This is a genomic window from Amycolatopsis sp. 195334CR (assembly GCF_017309385.1).
Classification (GTDB): domain Bacteria; phylum Actinomycetota; class Actinomycetes; order Mycobacteriales; family Pseudonocardiaceae; genus Amycolatopsis.
In genome coordinates, this window is the sequence record NZ_JAFJMJ010000001.1 from 4,156,422 (window position 1) to 4,172,419 (window position 15,998).

General features: G+C 71.0%; 13 protein-coding genes. 12 read left to right on the forward strand and 1 reads right to left on the reverse strand.

What is annotated here, in order from left to right; all coding sequences use genetic code 11:
• Positions 1-150 precede the first annotated feature (150 nt).
• From JYK18_RS20035 to JYK18_RS20085, 11 genes are all read left to right on the forward strand, one after another.
• Positions 151-675, forward strand: coding sequence for a hypothetical protein (locus JYK18_RS20035; RefSeq protein WP_206803482.1), 525 nt, complete (start codon positions 151-153; stop codon positions 673-675).
• Positions 672-1,229, forward strand: a complete 558-nt coding sequence (locus JYK18_RS20040) for a DUF3558 family protein (protein ID WP_206803483.1) — start codon at positions 672-674, stop codon at positions 1,227-1,229. The genes JYK18_RS20035 and JYK18_RS20040 overlap by 4 nt, the downstream gene beginning before the upstream one ends.
• Before the next feature lie 11 nt (positions 1,230-1,240).
• Positions 1,241-2,692 carry a hypothetical protein gene (locus JYK18_RS20045; RefSeq protein WP_206803484.1) on the forward strand — a complete coding sequence of 484 codons (1,452 nt, stop codon included), beginning with the start codon at positions 1,241-1,243 and terminating at the stop codon, positions 2,690-2,692.
• A 29-nt stretch (positions 2,693-2,721) separates the two neighbouring features.
• Positions 2,722-3,489, forward strand: a complete 768-nt coding sequence (locus JYK18_RS20050) for an ESX secretion-associated protein EspG (protein WP_242581573.1) — start codon at positions 2,722-2,724, stop codon at positions 3,487-3,489.
• 26 nt (positions 3,490-3,515) lie between these two features.
• Positions 3,516-4,400 carry an Ldh family oxidoreductase gene (locus JYK18_RS20055; protein WP_206803486.1) on the forward strand — a complete coding sequence of 295 codons (885 nt, stop codon included), beginning with the start codon at positions 3,516-3,518 and terminating at the stop codon, positions 4,398-4,400.
• Positions 4,388-5,827 carry a mannitol dehydrogenase family protein gene (locus tag JYK18_RS20060; protein WP_206803487.1) on the forward strand — a complete coding sequence of 480 codons (1,440 nt, stop codon included), beginning with the start codon at positions 4,388-4,390 and terminating at the stop codon, positions 5,825-5,827. Before JYK18_RS20055 ends, JYK18_RS20060 begins: the two co-directional genes overlap by 13 nt.
• Before the next feature lie 3 nt (positions 5,828-5,830).
• Positions 5,831-6,595, forward strand: a complete 765-nt coding sequence (locus JYK18_RS20065; protein ID WP_206803488.1) for an SDR family NAD(P)-dependent oxidoreductase — start codon at positions 5,831-5,833, stop codon at positions 6,593-6,595.
• 50 nt (positions 6,596-6,645) lie between these two features.
• Positions 6,646-7,587: a S8 family serine peptidase gene (locus JYK18_RS20070; protein WP_206803489.1), complete on the forward strand. Its 942-nt coding sequence runs from the start codon at positions 6,646-6,648 to the stop codon at positions 7,585-7,587.
• 99 nt (positions 7,588-7,686) lie between these two features.
• On the forward strand, positions 7,687-11,058 hold the full coding sequence (locus JYK18_RS20075; protein WP_206803490.1) for a pyruvate carboxylase: 3,372 nt from the start codon (positions 7,687-7,689) through the stop codon (positions 11,056-11,058).
• A gap of 4 nt (positions 11,059-11,062) precedes the next feature.
• On the forward strand, positions 11,063-12,601 hold the full coding sequence (locus JYK18_RS20080) for an adenylate/guanylate cyclase domain-containing protein (protein ID WP_206803491.1): 1,539 nt from the start codon (positions 11,063-11,065) through the stop codon (positions 12,599-12,601).
• A 216-nt stretch (positions 12,602-12,817) separates the two neighbouring features.
• On the forward strand, positions 12,818-13,642 hold the full coding sequence (locus JYK18_RS20085) for an arginase family protein (protein ID WP_206803492.1): 825 nt from the start codon (positions 12,818-12,820) through the stop codon (positions 13,640-13,642).
• Here the strand turns inward: JYK18_RS20085 and JYK18_RS20090 are convergent.
• Positions 13,620-14,330 (reverse strand): SagB/ThcOx family dehydrogenase, encoded by a 711-nt coding sequence (locus tag JYK18_RS20090; RefSeq protein ID WP_206803493.1) that lies wholly within the window; start codon positions 14,328-14,330, stop codon positions 13,620-13,622. The two genes, JYK18_RS20085 and JYK18_RS20090, sit on opposite strands and share 23 nt — an antisense overlap.
• Positions 14,331-14,644: 314 nt before the next feature.
• On the opposite strand from JYK18_RS20090, the gene JYK18_RS20095 reads away from it, so the two are divergent.
• The gene (locus JYK18_RS20095; protein ID WP_206803494.1) at positions 14,645-15,991 is read left to right on the forward strand and encodes a CdaR family transcriptional regulator; all 1,347 of its coding nucleotides are present in this window, start codon (positions 14,645-14,647) and stop codon (positions 15,989-15,991) included.
• Positions 15,992-15,998: the final 7 nt, after the last annotated feature.

Here is a 15,998-nt window from a genome sequence, read left to right on the forward strand (position 1 = left end):
GTGACCCCTCGCTGAACAGGCTTTTTCCACTGCGCGGAGGCCTCGTGAGTTCGGTGAACCGCTCCCTTCACCAGGGTATGACTGCTAGCGTGTTGGGCTGAACACAAGCGGTCGCCGGGGGACGGTCTTCAGGGAGGGGCAGGCGCGGTCATGACCAGTGGTGCGAACTTCGACACCCAGTCGCAAGCGGAGAAGCAAGGTGGCGCCCCGCCCCCACCCCCCGCCGCCGGCGACGCCGGCAACAGCTTCCTCGACAACCTGTTCGCGGTGGATCCCTTCGACGAGGAGTCGGTGAAGCAGTTCACGGCGGACACCCAACAGCTCAAAGATTGGGCTGATGCAGGGCCGGGAAACGGTGGCTTCGCCATCAACGAAGAGGGCGGCCAGCGCTATCTCGACATGTGTGATCGATACTTGGATGGGTTCGGCAACATTCAGGCACGTTTCCATGAGCTCTTGCAGCGTCCGAAGCTGGGGATGAGTCCATATGCCCAACGCGTCGGTGACCACGACCTCAAGGTTGCCGACGGTGACGACGCTTCGTTGCTCCCGAACCTGGAAGAGCTCAAGCTCGGTTTCCAGAACTTTCGTGATGCTATTGAGATCGCTAGATCGAAGTACCAAGAAAAAGATGCCGAGTTTGATCAAAAGTTCCGGGGGATCGACTCAGAATGAACTTCACAGTACGTCGTACGGTCTTGTTGCTGACGGCTGCGGCCGCGCTTGTCCTTGTCGGCGCGTGCACGCCGACGGAGACGGGAAATGCCACGCCGACAGCGAACCAAGATCCGCCTTCCGGGGCACCGACGCCTTCCGGTGAAGCCGACGTATTCGCTGATGTGGAGGAGTGTCAGATTCTTGACAAGGCACTCGTGAATGAAGGCTTTCCGCCTGCCCGCAAGGAGACTGCGGGTGGGGAGCGGGGCTGTATTACTGACAAGCCTCGCTACGGGACAGTGGGCATCGTTCTCGACGACCAACAGGGCATCGACGATGTGAAATCAGACCCGTCGAAGCTGTTCGGTGGTGATGTGAACGGGCGGCGCTCCCTGCTGGACAAGGAATCATTGCCGAGCACGAGTGGTGACTGCACGGTTTACCTGGAAGTGGCGGCAAAAGCCAGGGTCATGGTGAACACCGCGCTGTCGCGGGGGACGACCGACGAAGCTTGTGAATTCATCTCCAGGGTTTCGGTGGCCGTCGAGCCCCAGTTGCCCAAGGTCAAGTAGAGGATCTGGTCATGGCTGGCGAGTACGACGGTGCCACATATGAGTCTGAGGTCTACGATCGGACGTACAGGCAAGCTGGTGGTGGCGAAGGAAACATCTTCGCCGAGTTCTCGGCGCGAAGTGAGGCAGAGGCCGTAGCCAGTGCCTACTCCGTCACCCGTGGACAGGTACTCATGGAAGGGCAGGACTTCCGGCCGGGCCTCGACACCTCCGATCAGGAGTACCTCGGAACATCTCACGATGAGCTCTACAACATGGTGCACACCGAAAATGATCCAGCGGCGGTTGATGAGCAGGGCAAGATCTTTCGTGACCTGGCTGGCCTGTTGAATTCCGTGGCTGCGGATGCGGCCGCTGCCAGCAACGCGGAAGAGGCCAACTGGCAGGGGCCTGCCGCGGCGAAGGCTCATGGGTTCGTCAAGAGCACTGGTCAGTGGTTGGACGGCACGGCTCAAGGCGCCGACCTGGCCTCGAACAGATATTCACAGCAGTCTGCCGCGGCGATGAACGCGCAGAACTCGATGCCCGAGCCCGTTCCCTTCAATCAGGCCGAAGAGATGGCCAAGGCCCAGCAGGCCTTCCAGAGCGGCGGCTTCGACGCCAACATGCAAGGCGTCAAGGCGCTCGAGGAGATGAGCGCCAAACAAGAAGCCTCCCAGGCCGCCCACCAGCAGGCCGCCCAGGTCATGCACACCATGGACAACACCCTCTACGAGACCGGCTCCACCCAGCCCTCGTTCGCTGCGCCGCCGACGCTCGGGGGTGGCCAGCCCAGCACGCCGGTCGCCGGGACCGGAGCTGGGCCGGTGACCAGCGCGCCGGGCGGGCCGACCGGCGGGATGCCTGGTGGGATGCCCGGCGGTGGCTACGTCGGCTCCGGCCCTGGCTCCGCGCCCGGGTACACCCCCGGCGGGCCCGCGCCGGTCACCAGCAACGCGCCGGCAGGAGGCGGGTTCAAGGGGACCCCGCCCGCCATCGCGGGGCAGGTCGGCGGCGGCAACCTCGGCAACCTCGGCGCCGACAAGAACCGCGCCCCCAAGCCCACCACCGGCATGAAGTTCGGCAACCCCAGCGCCGGGGCCCGCGTCTCCGGCGGGGGCACCTACAGCCCACCCAAGGGCCCGGCCGGCGCGGCGGGACGCCTCGGGGGCACCCCCGCCGGCGGCGTCCCCAAGGGCGCCGAGCAGGCCGCCGGGGCGGGCAAGTCCTCCGGCTCGGGCGGCCCCCCGCCCAAGGAAGGCACCATGCGCGGCGGGGCCGCCGCCGCGGCCTCCACCGCGGGCGGCAAGCCGGGCGCCGGGATGGGCGGCGCGCCCGCGGGCGCCGGCCGGGGCAAGGAAGAGGACAAGGACAAGAAGCGCCCCGACTACCTGCAGGGCGAGGACCCCGACGAGTTGTTCGACGCCAAGCCCGCCGAGGGCCTCGACGGCGCCAAGCCGGTGCCGCCGGTCATCGGCTCCTGATCCGAGAGGTCCGAGAACCCGCCGTGCCGATGGAATTCTGGCTGCCCACGAAGGTGATCGACGTGCTCGGTGAGCGCTTCGGCACCGCGCTGGTCCCGCCGCCGTTCGAGGTGCCCCACGCCGGCTCGACCACCGGCGAACGGCAGCGCGTCCGCGAGGAGGCCTGGCACACCCTGCGCGAGGCCCGCCTGGCCAAGGGCGACAAGCTGGACCCGGACGTGGAGAACCTGCTCCGCGTCTGGTACCGGCCCGAGGTGCTGATCACCGGCCGCCTCACCCAGCAGGAGGGCCAGCGCGACATCCGCTACCGGGCCGTCTCCGAACACCTGGCCGGCGTGCTCAGCGGCCAGGTCGGCGACCAGATCTCCTTCGAGGCCTGCCACGCCGACGACCTGGTCACCGGCCTGCTGCGCTACCTGCCCCGGCTGAACCCGGTCAACCTCCGCCCGATCGCGGTGACCGAGCAGGCCAAGCGCCCCAAACCGGTCGACGAGGACGAGATCGACCCGCGCGACCTGATCGACGCCTACGGGGAGGCCGAACCGCCCGAACACCGCGCGGTGCAGGCCTTCTTCAGCTGGCCGATCGGCCGGTTCGGGGTGTTCGACCTGTGGGTGCGCGGCCGCGACGGCCGCCTCGACGCGCTCGGCGGCGTGCAGTTGTTCGACACCGAGGGCGGCCGCTTCGTGATCATCGGGGAGAAGCTCTCCGACGGCTCGAAGCGCCGCCACTTCGTGCCGTCGGACGGCAGCCACCTCCGGCGCTGGATCCACGAACGGATCGCCGGCGCCCGCTGAACCGTCTACAAAGGACAGACCAGTCGGTGGAATGGTCCGCTTCCGAAGCGGCCGCCGACCTGGCAAAATCGCCAGCCCCGCTGTTCACCGCCGAGGAACGGGGTGGTATGGACAACCCGGAGCAGGTGCTCCCGGCCGGTGAACTGCACGCGCTGGCCGCGGACGTACTGGAAGTGGCGGGCACCCCGCCCGGGCACGCGGCGATCGTGGCCGGTTCGCTGGTCCGGTCCAACCTGCTCGGCCACGACGCACTGGGCGTGCGGCGGCTGCTGCGCTACGTCCCGCAGATCCACGCGGGCGAGATCGATCCGGAGGCCCGCCCGAAGGCGGAAACCATCCGGCCCGGCGCGGTCGTGGTGCACGGGCGACGCGCCTTCGGGCAGCTCGCCGCCGGCTTCGCGGTCCGGGAGCTGAGCTTGCTCACCGTCGACCACGGCAGCGGGGTGGCGGCCATTCGCGACGGCAACGACGTGGGCAGGCTCGGCGAATACGTCGGAGCGCTGGCCGACACCGGCCTCGTCGCCTTCGCCTTCGGCAACAGCGAGCGCACCCCGCTGGCGTGGGCGCTGCCGCGCGCCACCGGCAGGCAGCCGCTGGTCTTCGACGAGGCCGCGGTGCCCGGCGCCGAAATTTTCGCCACCCTGGTGGGTGGTTTGCTCTCCGGGCACGGCCTGCGCGGTTTTCCCGGCTACGACGGCGATTCCGGCACCGTGCTGATGGCGGTGGACATCGCCGCCTTCCTCGACCCGGGAACTTTCCGGGAACAGGCGGAATCGTTCTGTGAGAGCCTTTCCCCAGCGCCCGGTGAGCCGGAGGAGCTGATCCGCCGTCGCCGCGTCGCGGAAGGGGTGCCGATCCCGGGGCCGGAGCTGGCCCGGCTCTGGGCACTTTCGTCGGGATGGAACGGATAGGTGACACGATGGCCGTGCCGCGGCTGAGCCGGAGGACACTGGGCGAGCGCCGGCCGGAACTGCTCGACAGCGTGCAGGGCGAGGACATCGGCGCGGGCATCCTGCACCTGGGCACCGGTGCCTTCCACCGCGCGCACCAGGCGGTGCTGACCGAGCAGGCGCTGCTCGTCGAACCGGGTGACTGGGCGATCCGCGGCGTCAGCTACCGCGGCCCCGGCGCGGCGGACGGGCTGAACCCGCAGAACGGTCTGTACACAGTGGTCGAACGCGGTGCCAACGAGCGCTTCCGCATGGTCGGTGCCGTCCGCGAGGTGCTCTACCAGCGCCCGGACGAAGTGCGCTCCGCCCTGGCGTCGAGCGAATGCCGGATCGTCACCATCACCGTGACCGAGGCCGGTTACCGCCACGACCCGGCGACGAACCGGCTCCGGCGCGACGATCCGGAGCTGGCCGCGGATCTGGCCGGCCGCGCGCCGCGCACGGTGATCGGGCAGCTCGCGGATGGCTTGCGGGCACGCCGTTCCCGCGGCGAGGACGCGCCGATCACCGTGCTCTCCTGTGACAACCTGCTCGACAACGGCAAGCTCGTGGCGGGATTGGTCAGGGATTTCTGCGCACTGGCTGGCGATCCGGCGCTGGCCGACTGGATCGACGGGCACGTCGCCTTTCCGTCCACTGTGGTCGATCAGATCGTGCCCGCGCCCACCGAGGACTGCCTGCGCGAGGTGGAAACCCGGCTGGGGCTCAGCGATCGCGCGGCGGTGGCCGGGGAGGGCTACCGGCAGTGGGTGATCGAGGAGTTCGACGGCCCCCGCCCGGCGTGGGACCGGGTCGGCGCCCGCTTCGTGCCGGACATCTCCGCCGCGCAGGCGCGGAAACTGAGGCTGGTCAACGGAACCCACTCCGCGATCGCCTACCTCGGCCTGCTCGCCGAGCTGGAGACCACCGCGGAACTGGTGCACGAGGAGGACTTCGCCGGCTACGTCCACGCGCTCGTGCGCGGGGAAACCGGGCCCAGCCTGGGAAACGAGGCCGTCGAAGAGGCGGAGCGGATCGTGCGGCGCCTCGCCACACCCCGGATCGACCACCGGCTCAAGCAGATCGCCGGGCAGGGCGCGCGCAAACTGCCGCAGCGCCTGCTCGAACCCGCGCGCGAACTGCTGGCCGCCGGTCGCGAGCCGCGCCTGATCTGCCTCGGCATCGCCGGCTGGATCAGTTTCCTGCGCCGCGCGCCCGAACTCGACGAGGACAGCCGGGCGCTGGCCGCCGCGCCGGACGTCGCCCGCCTGCTCGGCGCCTGGCGGGGTTGCCCCGAGGACCTGCGGGAGTCGAGGATCTTCCGTGACCTGATCGCGGACGCGCTGGACGGGCTGCGGTCGGACGGTGTGCGGAAGACCGTGCGCCGGGCGGTGGGCGAAAGGAACTAGGGCGTGCGGCTCAACGGAACGGTGGCCGTGGTGACCGGTGGCGGCACCGGGATCGGCCGGGCGACGGCACTGGCGCTGGCCGACGCCGGGACGCGGGGCGTGGTGGTCAACTACTCGCGCTCGGCGGACGAGGCCGAACAGACCGTGGCGGACCTGGCCGCGCGGGGCTGCGAGGCGGTGGCCGAGCAGGCCGACGTCGCCGACGACGCGCAGGTGCGCTCGCTCGCCGGCCGCGTGCTCGACCGGTTCGGCCGGGTCGACGTGCTGGTCAACAACGCGGGCACCACCTTCCGCGCCCCGCACCCCGACCTGGACTCGCTCACCGACCAGGTGTGGCACCAGGTGCTCGACGTGAACCTCCTCGGCCCGTTCCACTGCGTGCGCGCCTTCGCCCCCGCGCTGACCGAAGCCAGGGGCGCGGTGGTCAACGTCGCCTCGATCGCGGGATACCGGGCGGGTGGTTCTTCGGTGGCCTACGGCGTCAGCAAGGCCGCGCTGTTGCAGTTGACCCGCAACCTCGCGGTGAGCCTGGCCCCGCACGTCCGGGTGAACGCGATCGCGCCCGGCACCGTCGCCACCCGCTGGCAAACCGGCCTGCACGGCGCCGAAGCCTTCGAGGAACGCGCCAGGGCGGAACGGGAAATCGTGCCACTCCGTGAGATCTCCGGGCCCGAGCACGTGGCGCAGGCGGTGCTGGGGGTGCTGATGATGGACCTGGTGACCGGTGAAGCGGTCATCGTCGACGGTGGCAAGCACGTGCTCTACTGACCAGCCGTTGGTAGGTGGCCTTCGGTGTCAAGTCCGCGTAAAAGGATTTCATGACCCTTCGCCGAGCACGTGCCGCAACCGTGTCCGCCACCGTTCTCGTCGCCGTGTTCGCCCTCGCCGCACCGGCGCAGGCGGGGCCGGGCGAGCAGCTGAACCCGCCGAGCTGGGGCCTGGACCGGATCGACCAGCGGGCCGGCTTCGACCAGCGGTACCAGTTCGAGACGCGGGCCGAGACGGTGACCGCGTACGTGATCGACACCGGGGTGAACCCGCTCCCCGATCTCGCCGGGCAGGTGCTGGCGGGCAAGGACTTCATCGACGGCGACACCAACCCCGCCGACGGCAACGGCCACGGCACGCACCTGGCCGCGATCATCGGCGGCGAGAAGTACGGCGTGGCCAAGGACGTGAAGATCGTTCCGGTGCGGGTGCTGGACAACAACGGCAGCGGCACGGTCTCGAACGTGGTGGCCGGGATCGACTGGGTGACCAAGAACGCGGTGCAGCCCGCGGTGGCCGTGCTCGGCGTGGGTGGCGCGCCGAACACCACCATCGACAACGCCGTGCGCGCGCTGGCCGCGGTGGTGCCGGTGGCCGTGCCCGCCGGTGGTTCGGCCAGCAACGCGGGCAACTTCTCACCCGCGCGCGTGGCCGAGGCGCTCACCGTGGCGTCGTCGGACCAGCAGGACCGCGCGGCGAGCTCGTCGAACCACGGCGCTTCGGTGGACCTCTACGCACCCGGTGTATCGATTCCGTCGCCGACCGCCGACGGTGGCGTTCGAGTGCTTTCGGGCACGTCCACCGCCGCCGCCCACGTGACCGGGGCCGCCGCGCTGTACCGGGCGCTGCACCCGGACGCGACCGCCCCGCAGGCGGCGCAGGCGGTGGTCGACGCGGCCACGAAGGACAAGCTGAGCGGCGTCCCGGCGGGCACCCCGAATCGCCTGCTGTACACGCTCACGCCGTCGGCGGCCGCGCAACCCGAACGGTGAATGATGTCCATCACCTGGACTTCAACTCCCGGTGTGCGGGACTAACACGGTAACGTGCCTGGACCGACCTACCGATCCGTTAACAGGAAGGACCGGGGCATGTTCCGCAAGGTGCTCGTCGCCAACCGCGGGGAGATCGCGATCCGGGCGTTCCGGGCCGGCTACGAACTCGGCGCCGGTACCGTCGCCGTCTTCCCGCACGAGGACCGCAACTCGCTGCACCGGCTCAAGGCCGACGAAGCGCATGAGATCGGCGAGCCGGGTCACCCCGTGCGCGCCTATCTCTCCGTCGAGGAGATCGTGCGCGCCGCCAAGAAGGCCGGTGCCGACGCGGTCTACCCCGGGTACGGCTTCTTGTCGGAGAACCCGGACCTGGCGCGGGCCTGCGAGGAAGCGGGCATCACCTTCGTCGGGCCGAGCGCGGACATCCTCGAGCTGACCGGCAACAAGGCGCGCGCGGTGGCCGCCGCGCGCGAGGCCGGGGTGCCCGTGCTGGGCTCCTCCGAGCCGTCCTCGGACATCGACACCCTGGTCGCGGCGGCCGACGAGCTGGGCTTCCCGGTGTTCGTCAAGGCCGTCGCCGGTGGTGGTGGCCGCGGGATGCGCCGCGTCGAGGACCCGGCCACGCTGCGCGAGTCGATCGAGGCGGCGGCCAGGGAGGCCGAGTCGGCCTTCGGCGACCCGACCGTGTTCCTGGAGAAGGCGGTCGTCGAGCCGCGGCACATCGAGGTGCAGATCCTCGCCGACGGCCAGGGCAACGTGGTGCACCTCTACGAGCGCGACTGCTCGGTGCAGCGGCGGCACCAGAAGGTGGTCGAGCTGGCCCCGGCGCCGAACCTGCCGTCCGAACTGCGGGACCGGATCTGCGCGGACGCGGTCAACTTCGCCAAGAAGATCGGCTACCGCAACGCCGGTACCGTCGAGTTCCTGCTCGACCGCGAGGGCAAGCACGTGTTCATCGAGATGAACCCGCGCATCCAGGTCGAGCACACGGTGACCGAGGAGGTCACCGACGTCGACCTGGTGCAGTCGCAGCTGCGCATCGCGGCCGGCGAGACGCTGGCCGACCTCGGCCTCTCGCAGGACAAGATCTACCTGCGCGGTGCCGCGCTGCAGTGCCGGATCACCACCGAGGACCCGGCCAACGGGTTCCGCCCGGACACCGGCATGATCAGCGCCTACCGCTCGCCCGGCGGCTCGGGCATCCGGCTCGACGGCGGCACCGCCTTCGCCGGGACCGAGATCAGCGCGCACTTCGACTCGCTGCTGGTGAAGCTGAGCTGCCGCGGCCGCGACTTCAAGACCGCGGTCGGCCGGGCCCGGCGCGCGGTGGCCGAGTTCCGCATCCGCGGGGTCGCCACGAACATCCCGTTCCTCCAGGCGGTGCTCGACGACGAGGACTTCCAGCAGGGCCGCGTGACCACCTCGTTCATCGACGAGCGCCCGCACCTGCTGACCGCGCGGCACTCCGCCGACCGCGGGACGCGCCTGCTCACCTACCTGGCCGACGTCACGGTGAACAAGCCGAACGGCGAGCGGCCGCGGTCGATCAACCCGTCGCAGAAGCTGCCCGCGCTGCCCGAGCACGACCCGGCACCGGGGTCGAAGCAGAAGCTGGTCGAGCTGGGCCCGGCCGGGTTCGCCCGCTGGCTGCGGGAATCGCCGAACATCGGCGTCACCGACACCACCTTCCGCGACGCGCACCAGTCGCTGCTGGCCACCCGCGTGCGGACGAAGGACCTGCTGGCGGTGGCCCCGGTGGTGGCGCGCACGCTGCCGGAACTGCTTTCACTGGAGTGCTGGGGCGGCGCCACCTACGACGTCGCGCTGCGGTTCCTCGCCGAGGACCCGTGGGAGCGGCTGGCCGCGCTGCGCGAGGCCGTGCCGAACATCTGCCTGCAGATGCTGCTGCGCGGGCGGAACACGGTCGGCTACACGCCCTACCCGACCGAGGTGACCAACGCCTTCGTGCAGGAGGCTTCGGCCACCGGCATCGACATCTTCCGCATCTTCGACGCGCTCAACGACGTCGAGCAGATGCGGCCGGCGATCGAGGCGGTGCGCGAAACCCCGTCGGTGGCGGAGGTCGCGCTCTGCTACACCTCGGACCTCTCCGACCCGGCGGAGAAGCTGTACACATTGGACTACTACCTCAAGCTGGCGGAGCAGATCGTCGGCGCGGGGGCGCACATCCTGGCTATCAAGGACATGGCCGGGCTGCTGCGGGCACCGGCCGCGGTCAAGCTGGTCACCGCGCTGCGCAAGGAGTTCGACCTGCCGGTGCACATCCACACGCACGACACCCCCGGCGGTCAGCTGGCCACCTACCTGGCCGCGATCAACGCCGGTGCCGACGCGGTGGACGGTGCGGTGGCGTCGATGGCGGGCACCACCTCGCAGCCGTCACTGTCCGCTTTGGTCGCCGCGACCGACTACTCGGCGCGCCCGACCGGACTGGACCTCGGCGCGATCGGGGAGCTGGAGCCGTACTGGGAGAGCGTGCGCAAGATCTACGCGCCGTTCGAGGCCGGGCTCGCCTCGCCCACCGGCCGGGTGTATCACCACGAGATCCCCGGCGGTCAGCTGTCCAACCTGCGCACCCAGGCGGTCGCGCTGGGGCTGGGCGACCGGTTCGAGGACATCGAGGTGATGTACGCCGCGGCGGACAAGATCCTCGGGCACCTGGTCAAGGTCACCCCGTCCTCGAAGGTGGTCGGCGACCTGGCGCTGCACCTGGTCGGCGCCGGGGTCGAGCCGGCCGACTTCGAGGCGGACCCGAGCAAGTTCGACATCCCGGACTCGGTGATCGGCTTCCTGCGTGGTGAGCTGGGCGACCCGCCCGGTGGCTGGCCGGAACCCTTCCGCACCAAGGCACTGGAGGGCCGCGCGGACGCCAAGCCGGTGGCCGAACTGTCCGAAGAGGACCGTGAGGACCTGGCGAAGGAACCGCGCCGCACGCTCAACCGGCTGCTGTTCCCCGGGCCCACCAAGGAGTTCGAGAACCACCGCGCGGCCTACGGCGACACCAGCGTGCTGCCGAGCAAGGACTTCTTCTACGGCCTGCGGCCGGGCGAGGAGTACCAGGTCGACCTGGAACCGGGCGTGCGGCTGCTGATCGAGCTGGAGGCCATCGGCGAGGCCGACGAGCGCGGCATGCGCACGGTGATGTCCAGCCTGAACGGGCAGATCCGGCCGATCCAGGTCCGCGACGCGTCGATCGCCTCGGACATCCCGGCCACCGAGAAGGCCGAGAAGGGCAACCCCAAGCACGTCGCCGCGCCGTTCGCCGGGGTGGTCACGCTGTCGGTGAGCGAGGGCGACGAGGTGGCCGCCGGTGCGACCGTGGCGACCATCGAGGCGATGAAGATGGAGGCCGCGATCACCGCGCCCAGCGGTGGCAAGGTCGGCAGGCTGGCGATCACTTCGGTGCAACAGGTGGAGGGCGGCGACCTGCTCGTCGTGCTGGAATGACGCGGTGACGACCACGGCGCGCCCGCTGGGCTCCTGGCTGCTGGGCTCGGCCGATCAGCGGGACACCGTCCTGCGGGTGCGCCTGAACCTGCTGCTGATCACCTCCATCGTGCTGGCGAACGTGATCGGCGCGGTGGTGGTGATCGCGCTGGTGGTCCTGGTCATCCCCGGGCCCAGCGTGTTCTCCGCCGACCTGGTGTTCTGGCAGGCCGTGGTGCTGCCGGTGTACGTGGGGTTCTCCTTGCTGGCCGGGGTGGTCTGGGGTCGCAGGCGGGCGGTGCGCACGCTGAGCTGGGTGTTCGAGGGCCGGGCGCCCAGTCAGCGCGAGCGGCGCGCGGCCCTGCGCGTGCCGATCCGGCTGGCGCGCGTGCAGGCGGTCTTCTGGCTCGGGGCGCTGCTGCTGTTCACCACGGTGACCGCGCTCGAACTGCCCGGCGCGGCGTTCAAGGTCGGCTTCACCGTGGCGTTCGGCGGCATCGTGGTCTGCGCGAACTCGTACCTGCTGAGCGAGTTCTCGCTGCGGCCGGTGGCCGCGCGGGTGCTCGCCGCCGGCCCGCCGATGCGGCGGCGGGTGACCGCCGGGATCACCGTGCGGATGCTGCTGGCGTGGTTGCTCGGGACCGGGTTGCCGGTGTTCGGGCTGATGCTGGTGGCGATGTTCGCGCTGATCCGCGAGGACGTGACGAGCGCCCAGCTGTCGGTGGCGATCCTGGTGCTCGGTGCGGTCATCCTGGTGTTCGGGTTCCTGCTGGTCACGTTGACCGCGCGGGCCACGGCGGCGCCGGTGCGGACCGTGCGCGCGGCGTTGTCCAGGGTGGAGAAGGGCGAGCTGGACACCGAGGTCGCCGTGTTCGACGGCACCGAGCTGGGGCAGTTGCAGTCGGGGTTCAACCGCATGGTCGGCGGGCTGCGGGAGCGCGAGCGCATCCGTGACCTGTTCGGCAGGCACGTCGGGCACGAGGTCGCCGCCGAGGCGCTGGAGCGGCAGGCCGGGCTGGGCGGTGAGGTGCGGGAGGTGGCGGTGCTGTTCGTCGACGTGATCGGCTCGACCACGCTCGCCGCGACGCGGCCGCCCGGTGAGGTGGTCGAGCTGTTGAACCGGTTCTTCGCGGTGGTGGTCTCGGCGGTCCACGCGCACGGCGGTTTCGTGAACAAGTTCGAGGGGGACGCGGCGCTGGCGGTGTTCGGGGCGCCGGCGGACCAGCCGGACTCGCCGGGGCAGGCACTGGCGGCCGCGCGCGAGATGGCCGAGCGGCTGGTGGCGGAGGTGCCCGAGTGCCAGGCGGGCATCGGCGTGGCGGCGGGGCAGGCGGTCGCGGGCAACATCGGCCACGAGAGCCGGTTCGAGTACACGGTGATCGGCGACCCGGTGAACGAAGCGGCGCGGCTGACGGAACTGGCGAAGTCGGTGCCGGGGCGGGTGGTCGCCTCGATGGCCGCCGTCGAGTCGGCGGCGGGGGCGGAGGCGTCGCGGTGGCACCAGATCGACGAGACGACCCTACGAGGCCGAACCGCCCCGACGAGGATCGCCGCCCCTCGCTGACCGGCCACCGCTGATCCGCCGCGGCTGACTTGCCACGGCTGAGCCGGAATCACCGCGCTTCGCCCAGCTGGCACGAAGTGGCTGGAATGGCGCCGGTCACCTTGGCCGTAGCCGCCGAGGATGGCTGCCTCCCGCCGAGCTGATCCCGGGCGGCAGGGCACCGAGTCGGCCGGAAATGCCGCGCCCCCACCCTGTCCTCCCGGTTACCTTGGCGGCGTGCGCATTCACGTTGTTCCCCAGACCCAGGGCGCGCTGACTCCGCGCGCCGCCCAGCTTGCCGGTGGGGCGCGGGCGCTCGGGGCGCTGGCCGCCGAGGTGCTCGGTGTGCTCGCCACCGAGATCACCCTCGACCCCACCCGTGATCCGGCCAAAGTGGACGGCATCGCCGACCGCGCCGCCCTGGTGCGCAACCGCGCCGCCCAGCTCGCCGCGTTGGAGGCGCCCGCGGCGAAGGTGCTCACCATCGGTGGCGACTGCGCGGTCGAACTGGCCCCGATCGGCGTGGCCCGCTTCCGCCACGGCGCGGGCCTCGGCGTCGCCTACTTCGACGCCCATCCCGACCTCAACACCGCCGAGACCTCCCCCTCCGGCGCCTACCACGGCATGGTGTTGCGCTCGCTGTTCGGCGAGGGCGACCCGGAGTTCGCCGCCTCGCCCGCGCTCGAGCCGGGCCGCGCGGTCCTGGTCGGCACCCGCTCGATCGACCCCGCCGAGCAGGAGGCCATCGACAGCGGGCTGGCCACCACCGCCACGCCCGCCGAACTCCCCGAACGCCTGCGCGACAGCGGCGCCGACCGCGTCTACCTGCACCTCGACCTCGACGTGCTCGACCCGGCCGAGTTCGCCGGGCTCAACTACCCCGAACCGGACGGGCTGAGCGTGCCCGAACTGGTCGCCGCGATCCGTGCACTCGGGGAGTTCGAGGTGGTCGGCGCGGCGGTCACCGAATGCGTCACCGACGACCGGGACGAACTGCGCAAGCTCGTCCCCGTCCTGGAGGCGATCCGCGACGTGCTGGTCAGGCCTTCTGACCCACGCTGAACAACATCGTGGCGATCTCCGAGTCGGGCAGGCACAGCAGGGCGCCGAGGGCGCGGTCGTCGAACGCCGAGATCGCGCAGCAGGCCAGCCCCAGCGCGGTCCCCACGGTGTAGAGGTTCTGCACCGCCACCCCGGCGTCCACGTGCAGCGTCCGGTAGTGCCGCAGCGGGTACTGGCTGAAGGCCACGTCCAGCCGCGCGGTCAGCGCGATGCTCACCGGCGCGTTCGCGGCGAACTCCGGCTGCAGGAAGACCTCGGTCAGCCGCTCGGTCGGGTCACCGCCGCCGATCTCGATCAGCTGGTGCGAGACCGACTCGTACCGGTAGATCCCGGGCGGCACCCCGTCGGCCTGGCGGACCAGCAGGTAGGCACGCAGGCAGAGCAGCCCACCGGCGCTGGGCGCCATGCCGAGCGGGTGCTTGTCCACCCCCTGCGCCTGCACGAACCGCTGCACGCCGAGCGCGAAGCGCAGCAACGCGCTCAGCGCGGCCATGTCGAGCGGCCGGTCGGCGAACTTGGCCGCGGACCGGCGTTGCACCAGCGTGCCGACCAGGTCCGCGCGCGGCGGTTCGAGGTCGGGCAGCGGGATCCGGTGGCCGTTGGGCTGCACGGGCCGGTCACGGGTGTCCTCGGACTGCCCGTTCAGCATCGCGTGCACGGCCTTCGCCGAGGAGAGCGCGTCCGCCATTCGCCCAACATAGTCGATTGCACCCGTTCGGCCGTACGCCAGACGATCTTTGGCCCAAGTTTCACGGACCGCGACGTCAGTTCGGCCGGGTGGTGGTGTGAAAGCGGCCCGCGAGCGCGCTGACCTGGCGGTAATTGTCAGTCGGTGACAGCGGGGCGCGGTGATTTTGTCACCCGGGTGACAAGAAATCGGTTTCTTCTGCGGGAGGTGACACGTTTGGGGTTACTTTTCCGATGTGCTCGACGTCACCCCGCAGTGCGTCGACGCCCCGGCGGGGGCGCGCGGTGGGGAACGAGCGGAGCAAAGGAGCTGCGATGACGGTCGAGCGCGGGCTGAACTCGGTGGAAACCCGCCCGGTACTTCCCCGGCGGCTGGCCGAGATCCTTCGCCCGGAGCTGCCGACGCTCGGCGGCCAGATCGTCGAGGAGATCCGGACCGTCATCCCGGAGTACGGCCGCCCGCTCGACGGCCCGTACGGCCGGTCCATCCGCGCCGGGGTGGACTGCGCTATGTCGTTGTTCGTCGACCAGATCGCCGATCCCGGCTCGATTAAGGAGGAACTGCTCGACGTCCACCGCAAGCTCGGCCAGCTGGAGATGCGCGAGGGCCGCAGCCTGGACACGCTGCAGGCCGCCTACCGGGTCGGGGCCAGGGTGGCCTGGCGCCGGATCATGCTGGTCGGGCGGCGCGCGGGGCTGTCCTCGGCGGTGATGTCGGAACTGGCCGACGCGATGTTCGCGTTCATGGACGAGCTGGCCTCGATCGCGCTGGACGGGTACCTGGAGGCCAAGGCCTGCTCGGCGGGCGCGCTGGAGACCTGGCGGCGCAGGCTGCTGCAGCTGATCCTGGAACGCCCGCAGCCGCCGCGCGAGGCGATCGCCGAACTGGCGCAGCTCACCGGCTGGGTGCTGCCCGCGAAGGTGTTCGCGGTGGCGGTCCGCACGCCGGGCGGGGTGTCGAGACGGATGCCGGCGCTGGACGAGGACGTGCTCGCCGAACTGGACGCGCCCGAGCCGCTGCTCCTGGTGCCCGGTGAGCCGGTCGACGCCCGGCTGTCGGCGATCCAGAACGCACTGCCCGGCTACCGGCTCTCGGCCGGTCCGGCGGTTCCGCTCGAAGCGGCGGCGGATTCACTGCGGTGGGCGCGTCGTGCGCTGACACTGACCGGCGAGGGCCTGCTCCCGGCTCGCCGGTTGATCCGGGCCGAGGAACACCTGGCCACCGTCCTGCTGCACTCGGACGACGGCCTGATCGCGCAGCTCCGCGAACGGCACTTCGCGCCGCTGCGGGGCATGACGGACAAGCAGCGCGGCAGGCTCACCGAGACCTTGCGCGCCTGGCTGGACGCGCAGGGCAACGTGCTGGAGATCGCCGAGCGGCTGAAGGTCCACCCGCAGACCGTGCGGTACCGGATGCGGCAGCTGCAGGCCACCTTCGGCGCCAGCCTCGACGACCCGGACGCCCGCTTCGAAATGGAACTCATCCTCCGCAGCGAGCCCAGGCCGGGCCTGCCGCGCGACGGCCGCGAAACCGGCGACGGCCCGAACGGCTCGTGGGCGCGGTACCGCCTGGCCGAGGTGATGCCGGTGCCGCGCACCGCGCACAACGCCCCGGCCACCCCGCCGCCGGGCACCTCGCGCTCCCGCCGCTCACCCGCCTAAGCCGCCG

Bases quoted from the DNA above. Each gene is read 5' to 3' on its own strand.
- JYK18_RS20035 (WP_206803482.1), top strand. From the start codon at position 151: ATGACCAGTGGTGCGAACTTCGACACCCAGTCGCAAGCGGAGAAGCAA.
- JYK18_RS20040 (WP_206803483.1), top strand. From the start codon at position 672: ATGAACTTCACAGTACGTCGTACGGTCTTGTTGCTGACGGCTGCGGCC.
- JYK18_RS20045 (WP_206803484.1), top strand. From the start codon at position 1,241: ATGGCTGGCGAGTACGACGGTGCCACATATGAGTCTGAGGTCTACGAT.
- JYK18_RS20050 (WP_242581573.1), top strand. From the start codon at position 2,722: ATGGAATTCTGGCTGCCCACGAAGGTGATCGACGTGCTCGGTGAGCGC.
- JYK18_RS20060 (WP_206803487.1), top strand. From the start codon at position 4,388: ATGGAACGGATAGGTGACACGATGGCCGTGCCGCGGCTGAGCCGGAGG.
- JYK18_RS20070 (WP_206803489.1), top strand. From the start codon at position 6,646: ATGACCCTTCGCCGAGCACGTGCCGCAACCGTGTCCGCCACCGTTCTC.
- JYK18_RS20075 (WP_206803490.1), top strand. From the start codon at position 7,687: ATGTTCCGCAAGGTGCTCGTCGCCAACCGCGGGGAGATCGCGATCCGG.
- JYK18_RS20090 (WP_206803493.1), bottom strand. From the start codon at position 14,330: ATGGCGGACGCGCTCTCCTCGGCGAAGGCCGTGCACGCGATGCTGAAC.
- JYK18_RS20095 (WP_206803494.1), top strand. From the start codon at position 14,645: ATGACGGTCGAGCGCGGGCTGAACTCGGTGGAAACCCGCCCGGTACTT.